The organism is Microbacterium sp. Z12_35 (assembly GCF_058310475.1).
This window is the reverse complement of record NZ_JBZEGJ010000001.1, coordinates 439,505-462,580: the sequence shown is the minus strand read 5'-3', so window position 1 is coordinate 462,580 and position 23,076 is coordinate 439,505. Positions and strand designations below refer to the sequence as shown.

The 23,076-nt window shown below is 70.2% G+C and carries 26 protein-coding genes and 1 tRNA gene; 8 read left to right on the top strand and 19 right to left on the bottom strand.

Features of this window, described 5'->3' with window-relative positions:
* The first annotated feature begins 119 nt into the window (after positions 1-119).
* Positions 120-1,391, top strand: coding sequence for an MFS transporter (locus tag AC4FS1_RS02320; protein ID WP_491152298.1), 1,272 nt, complete (start codon positions 120-122; stop codon positions 1,389-1,391).
* A 39-nt stretch (positions 1,392-1,430) separates the two neighbouring features.
* Here AC4FS1_RS02320 and AC4FS1_RS02315 read toward each other — a convergent pair whose 3' ends face one another.
* Entirely contained in the window at positions 1,431-1,988 is a 558-nt protein-coding gene (locus AC4FS1_RS02315) for a helix-turn-helix domain-containing protein (protein ID WP_491152296.1), read from the bottom strand.
* A gap of 66 nt (positions 1,989-2,054) precedes the next feature.
* Here AC4FS1_RS02315 and AC4FS1_RS02310 point away from each other — a divergent pair, with 66 nt between their 5' ends.
* Positions 2,055-2,987: an NAD(P)/FAD-dependent oxidoreductase gene (locus AC4FS1_RS02310; RefSeq protein WP_491152294.1), complete on the top strand. Its 933-nt coding sequence runs from the start codon at positions 2,055-2,057 to the stop codon at positions 2,985-2,987.
* The gene (locus AC4FS1_RS02305) at positions 2,984-3,607 is read left to right on the top strand and encodes an SAM-dependent methyltransferase (RefSeq protein ID WP_491152292.1); all 624 of its coding nucleotides are present in this window, start codon (positions 2,984-2,986) and stop codon (positions 3,605-3,607) included. Before AC4FS1_RS02310 ends, AC4FS1_RS02305 begins: the two co-directional genes overlap by 4 nt.
* Before the next feature lie 79 nt (positions 3,608-3,686).
* Here AC4FS1_RS02305 and AC4FS1_RS02300 read toward each other — a convergent pair whose 3' ends face one another.
* The gene (locus AC4FS1_RS02300) at positions 3,687-4,592 is read right to left on the bottom strand and encodes a helix-turn-helix domain-containing protein (protein WP_491152291.1); all 906 of its coding nucleotides are present in this window, start codon (positions 4,590-4,592) and stop codon (positions 3,687-3,689) included.
* 162 nt (positions 4,593-4,754) lie between these two features.
* Between AC4FS1_RS02300 and AC4FS1_RS02295 the strand changes: the two genes are divergently transcribed.
* Positions 4,755-6,263: a GMC family oxidoreductase gene (locus tag AC4FS1_RS02295; RefSeq protein ID WP_491152289.1), complete on the top strand. Its 1,509-nt coding sequence runs from the start codon at positions 4,755-4,757 to the stop codon at positions 6,261-6,263.
* A gap of 39 nt (positions 6,264-6,302) precedes the next feature.
* On the opposite strand, the gene AC4FS1_RS02290 is transcribed toward AC4FS1_RS02295, so the two are convergent.
* From AC4FS1_RS02290 to AC4FS1_RS02240, 11 genes are all read right to left on the bottom strand, one after another.
* Positions 6,303-6,719 carry a pilus assembly protein TadG-related protein gene (locus AC4FS1_RS02290; RefSeq protein ID WP_491152288.1) on the bottom strand — a complete coding sequence of 139 codons (417 nt, stop codon included), beginning with the start codon at positions 6,717-6,719 and terminating at the stop codon, positions 6,303-6,305.
* A complete protein-coding gene (locus AC4FS1_RS02285; protein ID WP_491152287.1) occupies positions 6,719-7,159 on the bottom strand; it encodes a TadE/TadG family type IV pilus assembly protein in 441 nt (146 codons plus the stop codon). Before AC4FS1_RS02285 ends, AC4FS1_RS02290 begins: the two co-directional genes overlap by 1 nt.
* Positions 7,160-7,166: 7 nt before the next feature.
* Positions 7,167-7,589 carry a TadE/TadG family type IV pilus assembly protein gene (locus AC4FS1_RS02280; RefSeq protein WP_491152285.1) on the bottom strand — a complete coding sequence of 141 codons (423 nt, stop codon included), beginning with the start codon at positions 7,587-7,589 and terminating at the stop codon, positions 7,167-7,169.
* A 3-nt stretch (positions 7,590-7,592) separates the two neighbouring features.
* Positions 7,593-7,787, bottom strand: coding sequence for a hypothetical protein (locus tag AC4FS1_RS02275; RefSeq protein WP_491152284.1), 195 nt, complete (start codon positions 7,785-7,787; stop codon positions 7,593-7,595).
* A 19-nt stretch (positions 7,788-7,806) separates the two neighbouring features.
* A complete protein-coding gene (locus AC4FS1_RS02270) occupies positions 7,807-8,736 on the bottom strand; it encodes a type II secretion system F family protein (protein WP_491152283.1) in 930 nt (309 codons plus the stop codon).
* A complete protein-coding gene (locus AC4FS1_RS02265) occupies positions 8,733-9,596 on the bottom strand; it encodes a type II secretion system F family protein (protein WP_491152282.1) in 864 nt (287 codons plus the stop codon). The genes AC4FS1_RS02270 and AC4FS1_RS02265 overlap by 4 nt, the downstream gene beginning before the upstream one ends.
* Positions 9,593-10,753, bottom strand: a complete 1,161-nt coding sequence (locus tag AC4FS1_RS02260) for a TadA family conjugal transfer-associated ATPase (RefSeq protein ID WP_491152280.1) — start codon at positions 10,751-10,753, stop codon at positions 9,593-9,595. The genes AC4FS1_RS02265 and AC4FS1_RS02260 overlap by 4 nt, the downstream gene beginning before the upstream one ends.
* A 148-nt stretch (positions 10,754-10,901) precedes the next feature.
* Complete coding sequence (locus AC4FS1_RS02255; protein ID WP_491152278.1) at positions 10,902-11,363, bottom strand: winged helix-turn-helix transcriptional regulator; 462 nt, start codon at positions 11,361-11,363, stop codon at positions 10,902-10,904.
* A gap of 22 nt (positions 11,364-11,385) precedes the next feature.
* Positions 11,386-12,090: an SDR family oxidoreductase gene (locus AC4FS1_RS02250; RefSeq protein WP_491152276.1), complete on the bottom strand. Its 705-nt coding sequence runs from the start codon at positions 12,088-12,090 to the stop codon at positions 11,386-11,388.
* Positions 12,091-12,198: 108 nt separating this feature from the next.
* Complete coding sequence (locus AC4FS1_RS02245) at positions 12,199-12,759, bottom strand: alpha/beta fold hydrolase (RefSeq protein WP_491152274.1); 561 nt, start codon at positions 12,757-12,759, stop codon at positions 12,199-12,201.
* Positions 12,756-13,595, bottom strand: a complete 840-nt coding sequence (locus AC4FS1_RS02240) for an LLM class flavin-dependent oxidoreductase (RefSeq protein WP_491152272.1) — start codon at positions 13,593-13,595, stop codon at positions 12,756-12,758. Before AC4FS1_RS02240 ends, AC4FS1_RS02245 begins: the two co-directional genes overlap by 4 nt.
* Positions 13,596-13,727: 132 nt before the next feature.
* Between AC4FS1_RS02240 and AC4FS1_RS02235 the strand changes: the two genes are divergently transcribed.
* Both AC4FS1_RS02235 and AC4FS1_RS02230 read left to right on the top strand, forming a co-directional pair.
* Positions 13,728-13,809, top strand: a tRNA-Leu gene (locus AC4FS1_RS02235).
* Positions 13,810-13,860: 51 nt separating this feature from the next.
* Positions 13,861-14,628 (top strand): DedA family protein, encoded by a 768-nt coding sequence (locus AC4FS1_RS02230; RefSeq protein ID WP_491152270.1) that lies wholly within the window; start codon positions 13,861-13,863, stop codon positions 14,626-14,628.
* 6 nt (positions 14,629-14,634) lie between these two features.
* Here the strand turns inward: AC4FS1_RS02230 and ku are convergent, their stop codons facing one another.
* Positions 14,635-15,582, bottom strand: coding sequence for a non-homologous end joining protein Ku (gene ku, locus AC4FS1_RS02225; protein ID WP_491152268.1), 948 nt, complete (start codon positions 15,580-15,582; stop codon positions 14,635-14,637).
* A gap of 68 nt (positions 15,583-15,650) precedes the next feature.
* Between ku and AC4FS1_RS02220 the strand changes: the two genes are divergently transcribed.
* Positions 15,651-18,185 carry an ATP-dependent DNA ligase gene (locus AC4FS1_RS02220; RefSeq protein WP_491152266.1) on the top strand — a complete coding sequence of 845 codons (2,535 nt, stop codon included), beginning with the start codon at positions 15,651-15,653 and terminating at the stop codon, positions 18,183-18,185.
* Between the two features lie 3 nt (positions 18,186-18,188).
* On the opposite strand, the gene AC4FS1_RS02215 is transcribed toward AC4FS1_RS02220, so the two are convergent.
* The 4 genes from AC4FS1_RS02215 to murI all read right to left on the bottom strand — a co-directional run bounded on the left by AC4FS1_RS02215 (position 18,189) and on the right by murI (position 21,414).
* Positions 18,189-19,103, bottom strand: coding sequence for a cation diffusion facilitator family transporter (locus AC4FS1_RS02215; protein WP_491152264.1), 915 nt, complete (start codon positions 19,101-19,103; stop codon positions 18,189-18,191).
* Between the two features lie 77 nt (positions 19,104-19,180).
* Positions 19,181-19,780 (bottom strand): RdgB/HAM1 family non-canonical purine NTP pyrophosphatase, encoded by a 600-nt coding sequence (gene rdgB / locus AC4FS1_RS02210; RefSeq protein WP_491152263.1) that lies wholly within the window; start codon positions 19,778-19,780, stop codon positions 19,181-19,183.
* A 3-nt stretch (positions 19,781-19,783) separates the two neighbouring features.
* Positions 19,784-20,518 carry a ribonuclease PH gene (gene rph, locus AC4FS1_RS02205; protein WP_491152261.1) on the bottom strand — a complete coding sequence of 245 codons (735 nt, stop codon included), beginning with the start codon at positions 20,516-20,518 and terminating at the stop codon, positions 19,784-19,786.
* Positions 20,519-20,595: 77 nt separating this feature from the next.
* A complete protein-coding gene (gene murI, locus AC4FS1_RS02200; protein WP_491152259.1) occupies positions 20,596-21,414 on the bottom strand; it encodes a glutamate racemase in 819 nt (272 codons plus the stop codon).
* A 57-nt stretch (positions 21,415-21,471) separates the two neighbouring features.
* On the opposite strand from murI, the gene AC4FS1_RS02195 reads away from it, so the two are divergent.
* Positions 21,472-22,809 carry a nicotinate phosphoribosyltransferase gene (locus AC4FS1_RS02195; RefSeq protein ID WP_491152257.1) on the top strand — a complete coding sequence of 446 codons (1,338 nt, stop codon included), beginning with the start codon at positions 21,472-21,474 and terminating at the stop codon, positions 22,807-22,809.
* Here the strand turns inward: AC4FS1_RS02195 and AC4FS1_RS02190 are convergent.
* The gene (locus AC4FS1_RS02190; protein ID WP_491152255.1) at positions 22,806-23,072 is read right to left on the bottom strand and encodes a DUF3039 domain-containing protein; all 267 of its coding nucleotides are present in this window, start codon (positions 23,070-23,072) and stop codon (positions 22,806-22,808) included. The two genes, AC4FS1_RS02195 and AC4FS1_RS02190, sit on opposite strands and share 4 nt — an antisense overlap.
* Positions 23,073-23,076: the final 4 nt, after the last annotated feature.

Here is a 23,076-nt window from a genome sequence, read left to right as displayed (position 1 = left end):
CCGCTTGACCGCTTGACCGCTGACCGGCCCACCACCGCCCGCCGTCTGCGTCCCTCCCCACGCGCCGGATGCGTCGCCGCTGTCACGCGGCGATGACGCCGCTGGCTAGGGTGAGAGCGATGACCGACTCGCCGCGACACGTCCTCCGACGCTTCGCGCCCATGATCTACGGGCCCACGCTGCTCTTCGCGCTCGGCGAAGGTGCGGTTCTCCCCCTGATCCCCGTCATCGCGAGCAACCTCGGCGCCGACGTCGCCCTCGCGGCCCTCGTCGCATCCGCCCTGGTCGTCGGTCAGCTCTGCGGCAACATCCCTGCCGGGTGGGCCGTCGCCCGGTTCGGTGAGCGCGCGACGATGGCCTCCGCCGGATTCCTCGCTCTCGCCGGCATCGTCGCCATGGCCCTCGCTCCGAACCTCGCGTTGTTCGCCGCTTCCGTCTTCCTCATCGGGTTCTGCGCGGCGGCGTTCGGCCTCGCGCGCCACTCGTTCATGACCACGCGCGTGCCGCTGGTCTTCCGGGCCCGTTCCCTCTCGCTCCTCGGGGGCACCTTTCGTCTGGGGATGTTCCTCGGCCCGTTCGTCGCCGCCGCTCTTCTGGCGATCTTCGCCGACGAGCACGCCGCCATCTGGTTCTTCGCCGTCACGCTCCTCGCTGCGATCCTTCTCGTGCTGTTCGGGCGAGACCCGGAAGAGACGCTCGCCGCCGAGGAGCGCGCCGAGAGCGTCCGAGGCTCGCGCGACACCGAAGACAGCGGTGAGGCCGTCACCGGCTCCATCCCCGTCGTGGAGCGCGTGGGGGTCTTTCGCACCATGTGGCGCTTCCGCCGGGTGCTCGGCCGGCTGGGGCTGGCGGCAGCATCCCTCTCCGCCGTCCGCTCGGCCCGACAGGTGGTACTTCCCCTGTGGGGCGTATCGATCGGGCTGGATGCCCAGACCATCGCTCTCGTCGTCGGCGTCTCGGGCGCCATCGACTTCGCACTCTTCTACGCCAGCGGCCAGGTAATGGACCGGTTCGGCCGACTGTGGGCTGCGCTGCCCGCCATGCTGCTCATGGGCGCCGGTTTCCTCGCACTCTCCGTCACGCACGACACCGCCGAGCCGGGGCTGTGGTTCGGGCTCTTCGGCGCCGTCCTGGGCGTAGGCAACGGCCTGTCCAGTGGAATCCTGCTGACGCTCGGCGCGGATGTCGCCCCACCCTCTGACCCGGCGCCCTTCCTCGGCTCGTGGCGCACACTCACCGACGCCGGCGGAGCGGCCGCGCCGCTCATGGTCTCCGCCGTCACGGCGCTGGCCTCGCTTCCGGTCGCGATCGCCGTCGTCGGCGTTGTCGGCTTCCTGGGTGCTGCCGGATTCGTCCGTTGGGTGCCGCGGTTCGTCCCACGCCAGCGCTGACTCAGAGAACCCGCCAGATCGCCGCGTAGGCCGTTGTCGTCACGGGCCCGCCACGTACGTGTGCATTCGTGCGCCGGCCTCGTTGAAGATGCTGATCACCACGGCCGGGCGGGAACCGGCGGCCGAGAGGGCGTGCGGGATGCGGGTGTCGAATTCGGCTGCCTCTCCGCGGGCGAGGATGAGATCCTGCTCGGCCAGACGCAGCCGGAGCCTTCCACTGACCACATACAGCCACTCGTATCCGTCGTGCACCCGGAGACCCGGGAGCTCGTCCACGGGCGGGAAGGTGACCCGGTAGGTGTGGATCGGTGAGCCCTCAGGGGCCAGCGGGGCGATGATCATCCCGTCCCGCCGGATCACAGGGCGGCGCACCCGGGGATCGGGGGTCTCCGCGCGCACCAGATCATCGATGCGGATACCGAGCTGGCGAGTCAGCGGAAGCAGCAGCTCGAGGCTCGCCTGCCGCTTCCCCGACTCCAGCCGCGACAGCGTGCTGGTCGACATCCCGGCGCGCATCGCGAGCTCCTCGAGCGTGAAACCCCGTTCGCGGCGCGCGTCGCGCAGTCGCACCCCCACCTGCCGCAGTTCCTCCGACATGGCACTCCCTTGCTGATTTGGCAAAACTGTTTGCACTCCCGTCATTGTGCGCGGAAAGTGGGCCGCATGGAAGACGACCAGTGGGATGTCATCGTGATCGGCGGCGGCGTGGCGGGACTCAGCGCCGCTCTCATGCTCGGACGGGCGCGCCGCCGCGTGCTGGTCATCGACGCGGGGAGCCCCCGCAACCGCTTCGCCGCCCACATGCACGGGGTGCTCGGTAACGAGGGGACCGATCCCGCGGCGCTCCTCGAGCGCGGACGCCGTGAGGCTTCGGCGTACGGGGTGCAGTTCCATGCTGCATCCGTCACGCAGGTTGATGAGACCGAGGACGGGGTGAGGGTCGCTGTCGCCGGAAACGACATCCACGCGTCGCGTGCGGTCATCGTCGCGACGGGGATCACCGACGACCTCCCCGCCATCCCGGGACTGGCCGAGCGGTGGGGGCGCACGGTGCTGCACTGCCCCTACTGCCACGGTTGGGAGGTGCGCGACAAACACCTCGGCGTGCTGGCCACCTCTCCCCTGAGCCTTCATCAGGCGCAGCTGGTGCGGCAGTGGAGCGACCGCGTCACGGTCTTCACCGCCGCCCTCGGCGACCTCGACCCTGCGACCGAGCGGCGCCTCCGCGCGCGCGGCATCGTCCTCGTCCCCACGCCCGTCACCGAGATCATCGGCGACGGGGAGGAGATCTCCGCGGTGCGCACGCAGGACGGTGGGGAGGTCGCGGTGGACGCGATCTTCACCGGCGGCACGCTCCGCCCGCACGACGACTTGCTGTCACACCTCGGGCTCACTCGTGAGGAGAACGCGATGGGCACCTTCCTGCGCGTCGATGCGATGGGCAAGACCAGCAGCGATCGCATCTGGGCCGCGGGCAACGTGGTCAGCGCCGGGGCGAACGTCCCCCTGTCCATCGGCGCCGGTACCTCCGTCGGCGCGGTCGTCAACGCCGCGCTCGTCTCCGCCGACTTCGACGCGGCGGTGGTGGCAGCATGACGACACCGGAGGCCCTGCCCGCGGAGTTCTGGGAGAACCGGTACGCGAGCACCGAGAGGGTGTGGTCGGGGGCGCCCAACGTGACGCTCGCCCAGATCGTCTCCACCCTCCCGCCCGGGCGCGCCCTCGACCTCGGCAGCGGAGAAGGGTCCGACGTCCTGTGGCTCGCCGCGCACGGATGGGAGGCCGCCGGGCTCGACATCTCCCCCACCGCCGTGGCCCGCGCGCGGGCCGCCGCATCCGCTGCCGGCCTTTCGCCGCGGGCGAGGTTCGCGACCGTCGACCTCTCCACGTGGACGAGCGACGAGGGCTACGACCTGGTGACCGCGAGCTTCTTCCAGTCGCCGGTCGCGCTCGCGCGCACCGGTATCCTGCGTCGCGCGGCGGGTCGCGTCGTACCGGGCGGGCACCTGCTCATCGTGTCGCACGCGGGGTCCCCGCCGGGTGCATCGCTGCCGGCGGGGGCCGAGCATCTCTTCCTGTGCCCCGACGAGGAGATCGCGGCGCTCAGCCTCCCGCCGGAGGCGTGGATGACTGTGATCGCCGAGACACGCGGGCGGCCCGCGGTGGGGCCGCACACACATCACGAGGACGCGGTCGTGCTGCTTCGGAGAAGGTGATCGGTCATTCGGGGACAGGCCGAGCGGCCCGGGGAGAACGCGCACCAGGCGAGCCGTGCGTGGTGCGGCGAATCACCGCTCACGCCTGACGAGTCGGCTCCTCCCGCCGGTCACCCACTCCCCCGCCGGGACCTGCCCCCCAACTGGCGAGCATCAGGAGGCCGTCTTCCGACGGCGATCCCTCCGGCGCCATGTAGACGACGACTTTCTGGTCCTTCTCCCCGGGCACGTCGAGGGCCTGGTACTCGATCGTGAGCTTCCCGGAGATGGGATGGGTCATCCGGATCGTCCCGAAACTGCAGCGATGCACGCTGTACTCAGCCCACACGCGGCGAAAGTCTTCGCTCTTCACCGTCAACTCGCCGACGAGTTCGTTCAGAGCGGTGTTGTCGGGGTGGGAACCGGCGTCGGCACGGAGAACAGCCGCGGCCTCGGAGGCAGCGGTCTCCCAGTCGTCGTAGAGACTTCTCGCCTCGGGCGACAGGAAGATCCACCGGGCGAGGTTTCGCTCACGCGAGGGCACCTTGGTGAAATCGAAATAGAGCGAGCGGGCCAGGGGGTTCATCGCAAGGATGCTCATCCCCAGTCCCATGACGACCGCGGGGGACGTTTGGAAGGCGGCCAGCGTGCGGTGCACGTTCGGCTTCACGCGGGCGGTGTCCTCACGCGCCGACCTGCGGGGGTCATAGTTCTTCTGCGCGACGAGAGCGAAAAGGTATTCGCGCTCTATCGGATTCAAGCGCAGGGCGGACGCCACCGCGGCGAGCACGGCGTCGGACACATGGCGGGTGCGTCCCTGCTCGATCCGCGAGTAGTAATCGACGCTCACGCCGGCCAGGTGCGCGACCTCTTCACGCCGCAAGCCCGGGACGCGACGGGAGGAACCGGAGCCGCGCTGCACCGAGTCGTCGAGCCCCACATCGGCGGGGACGAGCCTCGCCCGGCTCGCGTGGAGGAACTCTCTCAGTTCGTCTTCGATCGCCATACGCCCATCATCCACCGCGAAAGCGGGCAGGGGGCGGTGTGGGTAGCACTGCCAGACCTAGGCAGAACGGTGCGTGCTGCGGCCTCTCTCGGAGGCCGGCGCTCGGTTGAACTGGACATCGCGGTTCACAGAAGCGACCCGACGTTACGGAAGGACTACCCCATGACTCTCGACACCTATGACGTGATCATCGTCGGCGGCGGATCGGCAGGCGCTGTTCTGGCCAACCGGCTCAGCAGCGACCCCTCCCGATCGGTGCTGTTGATCGAGGCAGGCACCGCCTACCCCCCAGACGGCAACCCCGAGGTCATTCTCAGGGCGAGCATGGTCGGCGGCGATGCCGACCACGACTGGGGCTACACCGGCCGTCACAATTCAAGCGTCCCGAACCAGGCGATTCCGCGGGGAAAGGTGCTCGGCGGCAGCTCTGCTGTCAACGCCGCCGTCGCGCTCCGGGCCCGGACATCCGACTTCGCGAAGTGGGAGGCCCGCGGGCTTGCGGGGTGGTCGTTCGCCGACGTGCTGGAGACCTACAAGTCTCTGGAGAACACCCCGGACGGGGATGATGCGCTCCGCGGGCGCACGGGGCCTTTCCCCATTCGGCAGCGCCGCTACGACGAGAGCACCACCTCCATGCGCGCGTTCATCGACGCGAGCGTGGCCGAGGGCTTCGCTCGCGTCAGCGATGCCAACGGCGCCGACCAGGACGGGGCCTCGATGAACCCCCTCAACATCGTCGACGGGGTGCGGCAGAGCACCGCGCTGACGTATCTGACCGCCGACGTGCGTTCTCGCCCCAATCTGACGATCCTCGGCAGGACGCACATCGATCGCGTCGTTTTCGACGGCACGACGGCTTCCGGCGTGATCACCTCCGACGGGCAGGCCTATTCTGCCGGCGAGGTCATCCTCTCGGCCGGCACATACGGGAGCGCCGCGATCTTGATGCGCTCGGGCGTGGGCCCGGCCGAAGACCTGACCCGACTCGGGATCGACGTCGTGGCCGATCTGCCCGTCGGGCGGCGGCTGCAGGACCACCCGTTCTACTACAACGTCTACGCCTTGAAGCCCGACGCCCTCGAGATGACTCCCCAGTTCGGAGCCATGCTGTGGGTGAAGTCCAGTGAAGCCGAGGAGGGTGACCTCGACCTTCAGATCTCGGTGAGCCACCTCTTCGATCCGGCGAACAGCCCCACCGGCGGCGCCATCGTGCTGGCGGTCGCCCTCGTCCAGCCGGAGTCGTTCGGAACCGTGACCCTGCCGAGCACCGAGCCGCTGGCAGCGCCCATCATCGACCTCAATCTGCTGTCCACGCCGCGTGATCGCAGCCGCATGCTCGAGGCCGTCAAGCTCAGCCGTCGGGTCGCGCGTAACGAGATCTTCGCGGCTGTCTCCGAAGAGATGGTACCCGGCGCGCAGGTGGAGTCCGATGAGGAGCTCGCCCGAGTGATCGATGAGCAGATCGCCTCCTACGCCCACCCGACGTCGACGGTGCCGATGGGCGGACCGGATGACCCGTGGCACGTGGTGGACGGCGGCGGTGCCGTGCGGGGGCTCGCCGGAATCCGCGTGATCGACGCATCCATCATGCCGGTCGTGCCATCGGTGGCGACGAACGTGACGACGATCATGCTCGCCGAGCACATCTACAAGAACACCCTGGCGCGATAGGGCGGGGGCCGGCTCGGGAGCGGCGGATCACCGGCGCCCTCACCGCAGCGCGTTGCGGCTGGTGGCCGTCGCCGAGAGAGCGACGCCGCCGGGGACGAACATCGTGATCACGGGCGGATGCCACGTGCCGGCGACCGTGACGCGGGCAGAAAGCCCGTCTGGCGTCGTCGCGGCCACCAGGGTCGCTTCCTCACCGACGGCCGCCACCATGTCCGTCGCCTGCGCGAACACCCCGGCGTCCGTCAAGTCGGTGCGCGGCTGCCCCGACTCCACGGTCAGGGTGAAGCCATCGGCGGCGGCGAGCGCGGCCGCATCGGCGAGCGCGTCCAGGCGCTTCTGCGCGAGGTACAGGCTCGTGGCGTTGGCACACACCAGGACGAGCACGAGGGCGAGCACCGCGTAGCCGATGGTGAGGAGGAGGACGCTCCCCTCCTCCTCACCACGCCGGATCGCCATCAGTCCTCGCTCCAGAACCGCGACACCTTCTGGGCCGCCGATGCCTCGATCGGGATTCGGGCGATCCGGTCCAGTCCCAGCACGGGAGGAACGAGGGGCAGCGACACCTCCGTCCGTACCGTCACCACGACGGTGGCCCCCGCCTCCGGGCACGCGGATGGCGCGTCCCGGCACGACACGTCGACATCGGCGCGATCCGGATCGATGCCGTACTCGGTGACGACGGTCGCGAGGATCGCCGAGGCCCGGGTGTCCGCCGCATCCGCCCCCTCGGCCGTCGCCACCGCGCGGGCGATGTGCCGGGCGCCCGACTCGGCGCCGAGGCTCTGCCCCTGGATCATGCCGAGGGCAACGACGAGGTACACGATGGGTACCAGCAGGAGCAGTCCCACGAAGATGAACTCGAGCGCGGCCGAGCCCTTATCGTCGGCGGCGCGCACTCTCACCTCACTCCAGAGATTCGACCGGGGCAAGAGCGCTCACCTCCAGCGCACGCTCGATCCCCAGAAGTCCGAGCAGGGGCAACGTCGTGCGGATGGTGACCCGCACCGCGGGGCTTCCCGCCGCATCCGTCTCACGCACGGCGATGTCGTCCGCATAGGACTCCCCCACCGCCCGGGCGACCAGCCCCCGCGTGCGCTCGGCGCCCTCGGCCAGACTCGTGTCGGCGAGCGCCGCGTGAAACGCACCCTCGACGGCAGCGTCGTGGACCACGTTGCGGACATAGACGCCGAGGGCGAGTTGGATGACCGCGAGTGTGAGCAGGGTCAGCAACGCCCCCACCAGGACGAACTCGACGGGGCTGGAACCCGCGTCGTCAGCGAGCGCACCGCGCACGGCACGCCCGACGACATCGCGCAGTCGGCGCATGCGTCACAGCCCGGAGACGCGGGAGATCGCCTGCTCGAACAGCTGCGCGAGAGCGGGGCCTGCGAGTGCCCAGATCACGACGACCAACCCAGCGGTCATCAAGGTGATGAGCACCCAGCCCGGAACGTCGCCGCGCTCGTCCGACAGCACGTCCCCCCATGCGGTGCGCAGGCGGCGGATGAAGTGGTTTCCTCGCATGTGTCCTCCTTTCCGATGGTCAGCCGATTCCGAGCCGCAACAGGAAAATCCCCGGGAACACCGCGTAGAGCACGCTCAGGGGAAGAATGAGGAACACCAGCGGGATGAGCATGAGGATTTCTTTCCGCCCCGCCTGCTCGATGAGTGCGCGCTTGGCGTCTTCGCGCGCGTCCGTGGCCTGCGCCTGCAGCACCTGCGCCAGCGGGGCGCCCCGGTCCAGCGCCGCAACGACCTGATCAAGGGCCCTGGACAGCGCGGGCACCTGCAACCGGCTTCCCAGCGACGTCAGGGCGTCGGTGAGCGGCTCACCCGTGCCCACGGTCAGCAGCGTCGTGCGGATCTCGCCGGTGAGTTCCCCCGAGCCGACCTCCCCGACACGGCGGAGAGAATCCAGGATGCCTTCGCCGGCGGAAAGGCATAGCGCCAGGAAGTCCAGCACGGTGGGGAGCTCCTCCTCGATCCGCCGCATCCGCCGGCCGGCCGCCCACGTCAACCGCGCGTCGCACAGCACCACCGCGCTCGCCGCCAGCACCGGCGCGACGATCACGGCCGCGGGCGTGAGCCCGCCGGCGAGCGCGACCAGCACCACGAGCAGAGCGCCGACGCCGAGACCCGCGAGACCCCACACGAGCTGCCGCGTGCGGAAGGCCGTGGCGTTGATCGTCCAGCCGGCCTGGCCCAGGCGGCGCGAGAGAGCCTCCGAACCGCCGAACATCGCGGCGACTCGATCGAGTGCCCCGCGTACGGCGTCGCGAACCGTGGGGACCGGTGACAGGGCGGGTCCGATACCCAGGGGATCCGTGACGTCGCGGATGTACGGCGCGATGCGCCGGGCGAGGCTCGGCGCGCTCACCCGGGGGGCCAGGGAGACCAGCAGACACACGCCGATGCCGAGGGCGGTTCCCAGCACCACGGCGACGGCGGACTCGGTGAGAAGACCCGGTGTCATCCGAACCACCGCCGCGGCTCGGGAAGGCGACCGATCCGCAGCATCAGGCGGAATGCGACCACCGACACGAGCCCGCCGGCCAGGATCAGGCCGACCCCCTCGGGGCTCGAGTACGCATCGGCACCTTCGGGGCGCAACGCCAGCAGGACGAGGATGATCCACGGGGACACGACCCCGAGCACCGCTGCGCCACGGATCCACGACTGCCGGGCTTCGACCTCCCCGCGGAGCAGAGCGTCGGCGCGTACGGAGGATGCCAGGGCGCGCAGCACGGTGGGAAGCTCCGTGCCGCCCACCTGCCGCGCCATGCGCAGGGTCTCGATGATGCGGTCCGCCACAGGGTCGGCCAGCGCGGTCTTCAGCCGCCCGATGCTGGACTCGAAGTGACCCGAGGCGTGGATGTCGACCGCGAACGCGGCGAAGGCCGACCGCAATGCCGGCGGCGCAGAGCCGGCCAGGCTCGCCACGGCGTCCGGCAGCGACATCCCGGCGCGCACCGAGGCGATGAGCAGGTCGCACACGTCGGGCCACAGGTTCCGTCGCGAGCGCAGCAGGCGCACGCGACGCGCACGCAGCCACACGAACGGCGCCGCTGCCGCCGCGCCCGCCACCACGAGCGCGAAGGCGGGGACCGACGTGAGGAGCCAGGCCACCGCGGCCGCGATCACCGCGCTCGCCAGCGAGAGCACGAGGACGACGCGACCCCGCACCCCGGCGAACCCCGCCGATTCGAGGAGCCGCGCCAGCGGTCCCGCGGGGGCGGAAGGGCCGGCAGCCCGCATCGAAGCGGCGGGCCACAGCCACGGGGAAGCGACCAGCAGGACGCCCGCGGCGAGCGTCGCGCCCAGGAGGACCGTCATCGCCGGCTCCCGGGTACGACGCGGCGCACCTCCGGAGCGTCGCCGAGGATGCGACCGGTCGGCTGGACGATCTCCGCCACACGCCGCCGGCCGGAGGCGTCGCGTTCGCAGTGCACGACGAGATCGACAGAGCGGGCGACGGCCGCCGTCACAAAGGTCGCATCGATGTTCCGTCCGGCCAGGAGCGGGAGGGCCGCCAGCTTGACGAGGGCTTCCGGCGCGGAGTTGGCGTGGATGGTTGCGGCGCAGGGCACACCCGTGTTGAGCGCGAGCACGAGGTCCAGCGCCTCCGCATCCCGCACCTCGCCGACGACGAGGCGGTCGGGTCGCATGCGCAGCGCCTCTTTCACGAGACGCCGGAGGGTCACCTCTCCGGTCCCTTCCAGACTCGGCTGCCGTCCCTGCATCGCCACGATGTCGGGCGCGTCGACGGCGAGTTCGAAGGTCTCCTCCACGGTCACGATCCGCTGCCCGGATGCCGCCGCGGCCACCAGCGCGCCGAGAAGCGTCGTCTTCCCGGCATGCGTCGGACCCGAGACCAGGATGCTCCGCCCGTCGCGCATGGCACCGGCGAGGAGGTCGGCGCCTGCCCCGCTGATCGATCCGGACTGCACCAGGTGCGCGAGGTCCCGATACGCCGGCAGGAATTTCCGGATGTTCACGGCCCAGTGTCGCCGGGTGATGTCGGGGATCGCCACGTGAAGCCGGGACCCATCGGGCAACGACGCATCGACGAAGGGCTGACTGAGGTCGACGCGCCGCCCTGTCGTGTGCAGCATCCGTTCCACCAGATCCCGCACCCCGGAGTCGGTGAGAGCGAGCGGCACGCGCTCGGCCCGGCCTCCCCGTGCCACGAACACGCGGTCGGGCGCGTTCAGCCAGATCTCCTCGATCGTCGGGTCGTCCAGATACGGCTGCAGCGGACCGAACCCCGACAGCTGCGCGAGCACATCGCGGACGCACCCTGCCTCATCATCGACCGGGTCGAGCCCCCGCGCCAGGGCGTAGTCGTTGTGCCGGCGCACCTCGTTGGCGGCGATGCTCGTGGCGAGCTCGGGATCGAGGGTCGGATCCGCCTGCTCGGCGCGGAGCCGCTCGCGCACCCGTTCGGCGACCGCGGCGGCCGCGGAACCCGGAGAGGCGAAGGCGAGACTCACGCGGGAATCCTCGCAAAACCCCGATGAGCGCGCGGAAGTTCTCCACACCCCGCGGCCGTCTGCACCCCCAACGGCGCGTTACGCCGCTACCGATCGCGGATCGCGCGCCCGTAGCGGCGCGCGAACCCGCCGCTCGAGGGAGCTGACCTCAGGAGCGGGGCTCGTCCACGCGCCGGGCGATGACGTCGACCGGAGCCGAACCCTGCGGGGAGACGAAGGCGGCGGCGACCGGATCTCCTTCGCTGGTGGTGAAAGTGATCGACCCTTCCAGGCTGGATGGTGCGAATCGTTCTCCCCACTGCTGCAGTGCGAAGATCGGAAGGGCCAGTTCTCGCCCGGATTCGGTGAGGACGTATTCGTGCCTGGTGCGCTCTCCGCTGTCCCGGTACGTCTGCCGCGTCATGATTCCCGAGTCGACCAGGAGGGCGAGCCGGGCGGTGAGGATGTCGGGGGCGACGCCGAGCCGGGCTTTGAACTCGGCGAATCGCGTCACCCCCGCCAGGGCCTCACGGATGATGAAGAACACCCACCGCTCCCCGACGATGTCCACGGCCTTGGCGAGCGAGCACTTGGTGTCGCCGCGGTACTCGGTCGTTTGGTCCTCGGGCATTCACGGTCTCCTGTCGATGTGTTCAGCTCGCGAATTGGGGGTACAGCTGGCCGGTGCTTTCGCCGAGCCGGCTCTTCCATGCTGCCGTGGCGTCGTCTCCGAAGAGGTCGAGCGCGCCGGCCTCGAACTCGTCGAAGGCGCGACGGGCGACGTCCTTCGGGTCGTTCTTGGGGCCGTCGTACCAGGCCATCATGTCGGTGTCGGTGCTGGCGAGCGACAAGGAGGCCACCCGGGTGCCCTGGCCGGCCAGCTCGAAGCGGAGGCTGTTGGTCGCTGCCAGCAGTGCCGCTTTGGATGCCCCGTAGCCGCCGGAGGCGTCCATCGCCAGGTAGGCCATGATCGAGACGACGTTGATGATCGCGCCGCCGCCGTTTCGCGCCAGGACCGGTGCGAAGCGATGCACCATCTCCATCGTTCCGAAGTAGTTGGTCTCCATCTCGGCGCGGGCGTCGGCCGGATCGCTGCCCAGGAGCGGAGAAAGGGTCGTGAGACCTGCGTTGTTCACCAGGAGCGTCGTGTCGGCGGCGAGCTCGGCCGCGGCAGCCACGGATCGCGGGTCCGTGATGTCGAGCTGCACGGGGATGATGCCCTCCGTGGTGATCGTCGACGCATCGCGTGCGCTGCCGTAGACCTTGGCTGCGCCTCGCGCGAGCAGCTCCACGGCGAGAGCCTTGCCGAGGCCGCGGTTGGCTCCGCTGACGAAAGCAGTCTGTCCAGCAATATGCATGACGATTTCCGTTCCTGAGTTTGACTTTCCTACCTAGAAGGCTACGCCCCTGAGTAGGAAACCGCAACCCAGATTTCCGGACGGCTGCCGGACCGTAATCCCTCCGTCCTAGCGCCGCTCACCCAGAACGCGCCGGATGTCCTCGGCGACGACGCGCAGGTCCCCGCCGAACTGGTGTCCCCCAGGCAGCGAGCGCGCAACAGCGCCCGGGATGGCTGCGGCGTAGAGGTCACGGTGGGCGAACGGGACGATGTCGTCATCTTCACTCGCGTACAGCATCACCACCGCGTCCACCGGCATGCGTTCGGCGAGGTCATCGGGAAGGTCGAACCCCTCGAACGTCCAGTCGGGATCGCCGCCAGGGAAGGGCGCCGCGAGAAGGCAGACAGCGGCGACCGGCGGAAGGAGGCGGTCGCCGGCGAGATAGGTGAGGAGCACGTAGCCACCGGCCGAGTGCCCGACCAGCACGACGGGCGCCCCCGCGCGACCGATCGCCTGGGCGATCGCCGAGTGCCACAGCCGATTGTCGGCGCCATCGTCGTCGGGCATCGTGGGAAAGTCGACCGAGTACTGCTCTCCCAGGTGTTCAGCGAGGCTTGCCGCCAGCGGAGCATCCTCTTCGTGAGCACCGGCTCCGGCGCCCTGGACGAAGACGACGCCGATCGTCACGTCAGAGGGTCCTCGTCATCTGACGGCATCGACGCCAGGGCCGCCCGCGCCGCGTGGGCTGCATCGAACAGCACACGCGGGTCCGGGTCGCCCTCCCAGTGGGAGAACACGATCGTGGTGAGCCCGGCCGAGACGAGTTCGACGGCCTGAGCACCGGGATCCGCACCAGGCTTCACGTACCCGACGACCTGCAAGCGCTCGTTCTCGAGCGGGGAGCCTGCGCGGCCCTCCCGCACGATGGCGACCTTGGCGGCGACCTCTTCCCCGGTGGGCACCTCGTCCAGGACCACCCCGTCCGCGAGTTCGCCCGCCAGACGCAACGCCTTGGGTCCGTTCGCGCCGAGAAGGAGCGGCGGCACAGCGGAGGGGAACGGCGGGTGGCTCAGCTGCACGCGGTCGAGGTGCACGTATCGACCGTCTACGGTCACTTCGCCACCGCGCAGCAGTGCGCGGACCGCAGCGACGTATTCGCGCATCAGCGTCAGCGGGCTCTCCACGGCTGCCCCGGCCTGCACCATCCACTCGCGGACGCCGTGCCCGAACGCCGGCACGAATCGCTCGGGGTGGATCCGGGCGAGCGCCGCGATCTCCATCGCCGCCAGCGCGGGATTGCGCAGGGGCGTCGGCATGAGCCCCAGTCCGACCCGCATGTGAGAGGTTACCGAGAGGGCGGCGGTCGAGGTGACCAGTCCGCCGCCCCAGAAGCTGTCTTCCCAGAACCAGAGATCGTCGAACCCTTCGGCTTCGACGGCCCCCACCGCGGCGAGCAGGTCCTCGGGAGGTAGCTGAGGACGGATGACCACACCGACGCGCGCTCGCTGCTCTGCTTCGTGCACGCGCCGAGCCTATCCGAGACCCGCACGGCCCACGATGGCGCGACAGCACCCGGCGCACCCCCGGCGGGCGCCCCTTTTCGGGGGGTTCCCCCACCATCGGCGCGAGAGTGCTCGCCTAGACTGATCCCACTCGCGGGAGTGGTGGAATTGGCAGACACGCAGGATTTAGGTTCCTGTGCCTCCGGGCGTGTGGGTTCAAGTCCCACCTTCCGCACGGCGACGCTTGCGTGTGCGCCATGCCGCCGACCGAACGACGGGACCCTTCGTGATCACCCACGCCGCTCTCATCCCCTGGCTCGACCCTGAGACGATCATCACGGCCGCCGGGCCCTGGGCGCTGCTCGTGGTGTGCCTCATCATCTTCGCCGAGACGGGGCTCCTGATCGGGTTCCTCCTGCCCGGGGACACTCTGCTGATCATGGCGGGTCTGCTCTCGCACCCCTCCGCGATCGCCCCGAACGGTGTGTTCGGTATCAATGTCTGGCTCGTCGGTCTCCTCATCGGCCTGGCCGCCTTCCTCGGCGGCGAGGTGGGTTACCTCATCGGCCACAAGGCCGGCCCGGCGATCTTCGAGCGCAAGGAATCCGGCCTCTTCAGCGTCAAGAACGTCGAGCGCACGAACGCGTTCTTCGAGCGCTTCGGCGGGCTCACCGTCATCCTCGCGCGCTTCGTTCCCATCGTGCGCACCTTCGCCCCCATCGCGGCGGGCGTCGGGCACATGAACAAGTGGAAGTACACGATCTACAACCTCGCCGGGGCACTGCTCTGGGGCTTCGGTCTCACGATGCTGGGCTACGGCATCGGGCTCATCCCCGGCGTCGGTGACTTCGTCGCCGAGTACATCGACGTGATCCTGCTCATCGCCGTCGCCGGCACGATCGGCTTCGTCGCCTTCCACTACTTCCGCGAGCGCGCCCACGCGAAGCGCGCGCCGCACGGGGGCGAGCCGGAGACGGACTCCGGCGAGGCGCAGTCGCTCGTGCTCGACCAGGAGAGCCTGGAAAGTCGCCGCCCGGAGGCGCCGAAGGACTGACGGCCGTCAGGAGGCCTTCGCGGTCTTCTTCTTCGCTGCGGTCGTCGTCTTGGCAGCAGACGCCGGCTTCGCCTTGGTCGTCGATTTCGCGGGCGACCCTGATTTCGACGACCCGGATGCTGCTGCGCCCGAGCTCTTCGGCGCATCCTCGCCCTTGGTGCCCCGTGCCGCACGGCTGCGCTCCACGCTCGCGCGGAGGGCCTCCATGAGGTCGATCACTTCGCCACCGGAGTCCTCGTCCTCGGTCTCGCCGAAGGTGGCAGCGGTGTCCAGCGCGTCGCCCTGTTCCAGCTTGGCGTCGATGAGGGTGCGCAACTCCGCCTGATACTCGTCCGTGAACTCCTCGGCATCGAAGTCCTTCGCAAAGCTCTCGACGAGCGCCGCCGACATCTCCAGCTCCTTCGCCGAGATCCGCACCGTCTCGTCCAGCGCCGGGAACGCGGCATCCCGCACCTCATCGGCCCACAGGAGGGTCTGCAGCACGAGCACGTCGCCGCGGACGCGCAGCGCCGCCAGGCGGGTCTTCTGACGCAGCGAGAACCGGACGATCGCGGTCCGGTCGGTCTCCTCCAGCGTCCGCCGCAGCAGCACGTAGGCCTTCGGCGAAGCGGAGTCGGGCTCGAGGTAGTACGCGCGGTCGAGCGTGAGCAGGTCGACCTGATCGCTCGGGACGAACTCGACCACATCGATCTCGCGGCTGCGCTCGGAGGGCAGGGACGCGAGGTCCTCCTTCGTCAGCACGACCGTCCGGTCACCGTCGTCGTAGGCCCGGTCGATGTCGGAATAGGGCACGACCTCGCCGTCCACCTCGCAGATGCGCTGATAACGGATGCGGCCGCCGTCCGTGCTGTGCACCTGATGCAGCGGCACGTCGTGGTCCTCGGTCGCGGAGTACACCTTGACCGGCACGTTCACGAGACCGAAGGTCAGCGCGCCTTTCCAGATCGCCCTCATCACACCAGTACACACCTGTCACAGCAATCCCCGAAACCCCTTGCGATCCGCGCCGCTACGGTGAACATATGGCCGCGGGAGAGCAGACGGTGCGCATCGACGGCCGTCGGCTGCGCATCACGAACCTCGACAAGGTGCTCTACCCCGAAACCGGCACGACCAAGGGCGAGGTCATCGCCTACTACACGCGCGTGGCGCCGGTTCTCCTGCCCCACGTCGCCGGACGCCCGGTCACACGCAAACGATGGCCCGACGGTGTCGGCACACCGGACGACCCCGGGATGTCGTTCTTCGCCAAAGACCTGGAGGCCGGCGCCCCGTCGTGGGTGCAGCGCCGTCCCATCCCGCACTCCTCCGGCCCGAAGGACTATCCCCTGGTCGCCGACGTGCCGACCCTCGTCTACCTCGCGCAGGTGGCGAGCCTGGAGTTGCACGTTCCGCAGTGGCGATTCGCACCCGACGGTGACCGCGGCAACCCCGACCGTCTCGTCCTGGACCTCGACCCCGGCCCCGGCGTCGGGCTCGCCGAGTGCGCCGAGGTGGCCCGGCAGGCGCGGTCGATCCTCACGGACATGGGGATGGACCCTTACCCCGTCACCAGCGGCAGCAAGGGCATCCACCTGTACGCCGCGCTGCCTGGCGAGCAGTCCAGTGACGCGATCACCGCCTTCGCCAAGGAGCTCGCCCGGGCGATCGAGGCCGACTCCCCCGACCTGGTGGTGAGCCAGATGGCGAAGGCGGCCCGGCCGGGCAAGGTCTTCATCGACTGGAGCCAGAACAACGGATCCAAGACGACGATCGCCCCGTACTCACTGCGGGGGCGGGATCATCCGACGATCGCCGCCCCTCGCACGTGGGAGGAACTCGACGATCCCGGTCTTCGGCACCTCCTCTTCGACGAAGTGCTCGAGCGCGTCGCTGCCGACGGTGACCCGATGGCGGCGCTCGGATTCAGTGCCGGGGCGCGGGCCGCCGACGACGGCCCGCTGAGCATCTACATCGCGAAACGGACGGCGGGGGCGACACCCGAGCCGGTGCCGGCGAATGCGATCGGCGCGACCGCATCCGAAGGGCTGCCGCGCTTCGTCATCCAGGAGCACCACGCGACCCGGCTCCACTGGGATCTCCGGCTCGAGCGCGACGGCGTGCTCGCGAGCTGGGCGGTGCCCAAGGGGATCCCCGCCACGACCGGGCGCAACAACCTCGCTGTGCAGACCGAGGATCACCCGATGGAGTACGCGACGTTCTCCGGCACGATTCCGGCGGGCCAGTACGGCGCCGGGTCGATGACGATCTGGGACGAAGGGCGTTACGAGCTGGAGAAGTGGCGCGACGACGAGGTGATCTTCACCCTCGAGGGCCGCCCGGGCGGTCCGCTCGGGCGGGTGCGGCTCGCCCTCATCCGCACCGACGGCAGCGGAGAGAAGTCGACGTGGCTGCTGCATCGCATGAAGACGGATGCGGCGGGGCATCCGCAGCACGACGGCGCCCCCGTCGTCGCCACCGAGGCCGACTCCCCGGCCTCCCATGCCCCGGCTTCTCGCGCCGGGGCCTCCCGGGCGCCGGCAGCCGACGGCCGCGCACAAGACCAGGCCGGCGACGACGCCGCCGCCATCCCGCCGCCGTCCGAGCTGCGCCCGATGCTCGCCACGTCCGCCAGCCCGGGGATGGCGCGGGAGGCGGCACGGCGGTGGGGCTCCGGCAGCGGGCCATGGGTGGAGGGGAAGTGGGACGGCATCCGCGCCATCGGGGTCTGGGACGGCTCGCGCCTGCATCTCAGGGCGCGAAGCGGGAACGACATCACGGCGAAGTATCCGGAGCTCACGACCGTCGATCTGGGTTTCGGGTCGCAGCCCGCCGTCGTGGACGGGGAGATCGTGGCGCTGGACGCCACGGGGCGACCGAGCTTCCCCCTGTTGCAGACGCGGATGAACCTCGCCAAGCCCCGGGAGATCGCCCGCGAGAGCCCGCGCACCCCGGTGAAGCTCTTCCTCTTCGACATCCTCTCGCGCGGCGGCCGCGACCTCGCCGGCCTGCCGCTCGCCGAGCGCCGTGCCGCGCTGGAGGAGTTCGCCGCGTCCGCCTCGGAGCCCGTGGTGCTGCCGCCGGTGTTCGACGACGTGGATGCGGCGCTGGCGGGAAGTCGCGCGCTCGGGCTGGAGGGGATCGTCGTCAAAGACCCGGGGTCGACCTACCGCCGCGGCGCCCGCTCGGAGCAATGGCTGAAGGTGAAGCTCACCCGCACCCAGGAGGTCGTGATCGGCGGCATCCGCCCCGGCAAGGGCGGGCGCAACGGCACGATCGGTTCACTCCTCCTCGGCATCCCCGACGGCACCGGCCTGCGGTACGCAGGCCGGGTGGGATCGGGCTTCAGCGAAGCGACCATCGCGAAGCTGGAGGCGGAGTTGCGCCCCCGGCGCACCGACGAGAACCCCTTCGTCGAGGTGCCGCGTCCCGACGCGCGCGACGCCCTGTGGGTCCGCCCCGACCTCGTCGGCGAGGTGGAGTTCGCAGAGTTCACCCCCGGCGGCATCCTGCGGCACGCGCGGTGGCGGGGACTCCGCCCGGACAAGGCGCCCGGTGAGGTCGTCCGCGAATCCTGATCGTCAGGCGTGACGGGCGTCGTCGTGCTCGATGTGACCGGCCGGCTCGAGCTGGAACGTCGAATGCTCGACGTCGAAGTGCTGCGAGAGGCATCCCTGCAGCGCGGCGAGAACGCTCCCGGACCGCCCGTCGCTCAGCGCGGCATCCTCGACGACGACGTGCGCGCTGAACACCGGCGCTCCCCGCGTGAGCTGCCACACATGCAGGTCATGCACGTCCACGACACCCGGGGTCCCGAGGATGTGGTCGCGGATCTCCTGCACGTGCATGCCCTTCGGCGCGCCTTCGCCCAGCACGGAGACGACCTCCCGCAGCAGGCCGATCGCCCGTGGCACGATCATCGCGGCGATGAGGAGGGAGGCCACCGCATCCGCCGGCGCCCACCCCGTGGTCACGATCACGATCGCCGCGACGATGACGGCGGCCGAGCCCAGCAGGTCGCCGAGCACTTCGAGGTACGCGCCCCGCACGTTGATGCTGCGCCGCTGGGCGCTCCCCAGGAGCCACATCGCGATCGCGTTGGCGACCAGGCCGATCACGGCGACGCCGAGCATGAGGCCGCCGGCGATCTCGGTGTCGGCGGGGTTCATCAGCCTCATAACCGCCTCGACCGCGACCCACACCGACAGGGCGAGCAGGATGACGCCGTTCGCGAGGGCACCGAACACCTCGGCGCGTTGGTACCCGAAGGTGCGTCGGTCATTCGCCGGCCGCGCAGCGACCGCACTGGCGACCAGGGCGATCACGAGCGCTGCAGCGTCGGTGAACATGTGGGCCGCGTCCGCGAGCAACGCGAGCGACCCGGACAGTGCGGCGCCGACGATCTGCACGAGCATGACGACCGTCGTGATCGCGAGCGAGATCGCCAGCAGGCGGCGATTGCTCGCGCCACGGACCCCGGGCGCATGATCGTGCATATCCCCAGGCTACGACCGACCCCGGGTCGGGGGGTGCCGTGTCGTCATGTCGGGAACGAGAACGATTCTCCCTCGCGTCACATCCGCCCCAGCAGCGGGACGAGGGCCGCGAACGCGCGTGCACGGTGCGACTCGGCGTTCTTCTCGGCAGCCGTCCACTCCCCGACCGTCCGCTCTGCGCCGGGCTCCTGGCCGTCCGGGATGAAGATCGGGTCGTATCCGAATCCCCCCTCGCCGGATGCTGCGGCAGCGAGCCGCCCGTCCCACCGGCCTTCGACGACATCCTCACCGCCGCCGGGCGTGACCAGCGCGATGGTGGAGACGAACTGCGCCGTGCGGTGCGGATCGGCCACATCGGAGAGCTGGTCGAGCAGCAGCGCGAGATTGGCCGCAGCATCCTTGGCGTGTCCCGCCCAGTACGCGGAGAAGACACCCGGGGAGCCGCCGAGGACATCCACACACAGCCCCGAGTCGTCCGCGAGCGCGGGGAGACCGGTGTGCGCGGCGGCAGCGCGGGCTTTGATCAGCGCGTTCTCGGCGAACGTCACGCCGTCCTCGACCGGCTCCGGACCGTCGTAGCCGACGACCTCGAGGTCGGGACGCACGGCAGCGACGATCGCGCGGAACTCGTCCACCTTGTGGGCGTTGTGGGTCGCGAGGACGATCTGCCGCCCCATGGGTCAGCCCGCCAGCGCCGCGGCCTGAGTGTCGCGCAATTCGCCGCACCCGGCGACGCCGAGTTCGAGCAGCCGGTCGAGCTCGCTCTTGTCGAAGGGCGCGCCCTCGGCGGTGCCCTGCACCTCGACGAACAGGCCCCGGCCCGTGACGACCACGTTCATGTCGGTCTCGGCGCGCACGTCTTCGACGTAGGCGAGGTCCAGCATCGGTGTGCCGTCGATGATCCCGACCGAGACGGCCGAGACCGAGTCGATGAGAACCTCGGAGCGCTGGGCGATGAACTTCCGCTCCTTACCCCAGGCGATCGCATCGGCCAGAGCCACGTAGGCGCCCGTGATCGCGGCCGTCCGCGTCCCGCCGTCGGCCTGGAGCACGTCGCAGTCGAGGACGAGGGTGTTCTCCCCGAGCGCCTTCGTATCCACGACGGCGCGCAGCGCGCGGCCGATGAGCCGCGAGATCTCGTGGGTGCGGCCGCCGACGCGCCCCTTGATGCTTTCCCGGTCATTGCGGCTGTTGGTCGCCCGCGGCAGCATCGCGTACTCGGCGGTGACCCAGCCCTTGCCCTTGCCGGCCAGCCACCGGGGCACGCCGTTCGTGAACGACGCCGTGCACAGCACGCGCGTTTCGCCGAAACTGATGAGAGCCGAGCCTTCGGCATGGCTCGACCATCCTCGCTCGATGGTGACGCGTCGCAGCTGGTCGACGGCGCGGCCGTCAGCGCGGGTGATGTCGGTCATGGGATGCCTTTCCTTCGGGTGAGGTCTCGGTCTGCAGATCTCCCGGGGGACGTCTGCAGGGTGAGGGAAGAGGCCGCTCAGCGCGGCAGGTCGATAGCTCCGGTCTGGACGAGCTGCACCTCGCGCACCTCGCGGCCCATGAGCCGGTGGGCGAGCGACAGGAACTCGTCGACGGAGTCGCCGGTGGCTTCGTACACGTGCGAGGCGACCGCGTCCGGGCCGGCGAGCAGATCGCGGCTCACGAGCTGGCGGTAGACGTCCTTGGCCGTCTCGGTGTCGCTGGAGACCAGGCTCACATCCGGGCCCATCACGTAGCTGATGGCCCCCTCGAGGAACGGATAGTGCGTGCACCCGAGCACGAGCGTGTCCACGCCCGCGTGGCGGAGGGGCGAGAGGTACTCCTCGGCGACGGCGAGGACCTCGGGCGAGTCGGTGACACCGGCCTCGACGAACTCCACGAACCGCGGGGAGGCCTGTGCGAACACGGTGAGACGTTCGTTGACCTCGAGCATGTCCTGGTACGCGCCGGACGAGATCGTCCCCTCGGTGCCGATGACGCCGATCCGGCCGTTGCGGGTCGTCGACATCGCCGTGCGGACGGCGGGACCGATCACCTCCACCACCGGGACGTCGTACCGCTCGCGGGCGTCACGGAGCATTGCCGCCGACGCGGTGTTGCAGGCGATCACCAGCATCTTGACGCCCTGATCGACGAGCGAGTCGAGCACTTCGAGCGAGTACCGCCGCACGTCCGCGATCGGCTTCGGCCCGTACGGCGAGTGGGCTGTGTCGCCGACGTAGAGGATCGACTCCCGCGGCAGTTGCGCCGACACGGCCCGGGCGACGGTGAGACCGCCCACGCCCGAGTCGAAGATTCCGATCGGCGCCTCATCCACGACATCCCACCCTACCCGCGCCTGCCGGCACACCCGATCCGTGGATAGGGTGACGGGATGAGCGCGAGCACCGCCTTGAAGACCGACCGGTATGAGCTCACGATGCTGGATGCGGCGCTGCGCGACGGCACCGCGGAGCGTCGATGCGTGTTCGAGGTGTTCGCTCGGCGCCTGCCCGGTGCCCGCCGCTTCGGTGTCGTGGCCGGGACCGGGAGGTTGCTCGGCCTGCTCCGGGACTTCCGTTTCGGCGACGAGGAGCTCCGCTTCCTCCGCGACGAGAAGGTGGTGGATGCGGCGACGCTGGAGTACCTCGCCGACTACCGCTTCGGCGGGTCCATCACCGGCTACCGGGAGGGTGACCTGTACTTCCCCGGATCGCCGCTCCTCACCGTGGAGGGCACGTTCGCCGAGGCCGTCCTCCTCGAGACGCTCGTTCTGTCGGTGCTGAATCACGACTCCGCGATCGCGACGGCCGCCGCCCGGATGAGCGTGGCCGCCGGAGACCGTCCGCTGGCGGAGATGGGGTCGCGGCGCGCGGGCGAAGATTCGGCGATCGCGGCGGCGCGCGCCGCCTACATCGCAGGCTTCAGTGCGACCAGCAACCTCGCTGCCGGCCAGCGCTGGGGCGTTCCGACCATGGGAACCGCCGCCCACGCCTGGACGCTGCTGCACGACACCGAGGAGGCGGCCTTCCGTTCCCAGGTCGACGCCCTAGGCCCGGAAACGACCCTGCTCGTGGACACCTACGACATCCGCAGCGGGGTCGAGACCGCGGTGCGCGTGGCCGGCACGGGTCTCGGCGGGGTACGGATCGACTCCGGCGATCTGCCGACGGTCGCCGCCGACGTGCGCGCACTTCTGGACGAGCTCGGCGCGAGAGATACGCGCATCACGGTCACGAGCGACCTGGACGAATTCGCGATCGCCGCCCTGGCCGCCTCCCCTGTCGACTCCTACGGCGTCGGTACCTCCCTGGTGACCGGGTCGGGAAGCCCCACCGCCGGCATGGTCTTCAAGCTGGTGGCCCGCCAGGGAGGCGACGGGTCGTGGCTGGGCGTGGCGAAGGCATCCACCGACAAGGCGTCGCGAGGCGGGCGGAAGGCGGCCTTCCGGACGCTGCAGGAGGGCGTCGCCACGAGCGAGCTCGTGGTCGTCTCCGACGGCTTCGAGGATCTGGATGCGGCCGCGGCCCACCCCGACGCGCGTGCGTTGCAGGTGCCGCTCGTCGTCGACGGCCGCATCGATGAGGCGGCCGAGGGGCACGACGGCGTCGCCGCAGCCCGGGCCCATCATGCGCGGGTGCGGGAGGAGTTGCCGGTGCGCGCCCTGGCGCTCAGCCGGTCGGACCCCGCTCTGCCGACGGTGTTCGTCGACGCGGACGCTGCAGTCCGCTAGCCCTGCAGGGACTCGTAGATCTCTTTGCACGTGGGGCAGACGGGGAACTTCTCGGGGTCGCGGCCCGGCGTCCACTTCTTCCCGCAGAGCGCCCGAACGGGCTTGCCGGTGATCGCCGACTCGAGGATCTTGTCCTTCTTCACGTAGTGCGAGAAGCGTTCATGATCGCCCGGCTCGACGTTCTCCTCGCGGATGAGCTCTTCGAGCTCGCGGTCGAGGGTCGCGATTCCGCCCGGATCGGGCTGGTCCAGTGGCGTGCTCATGATG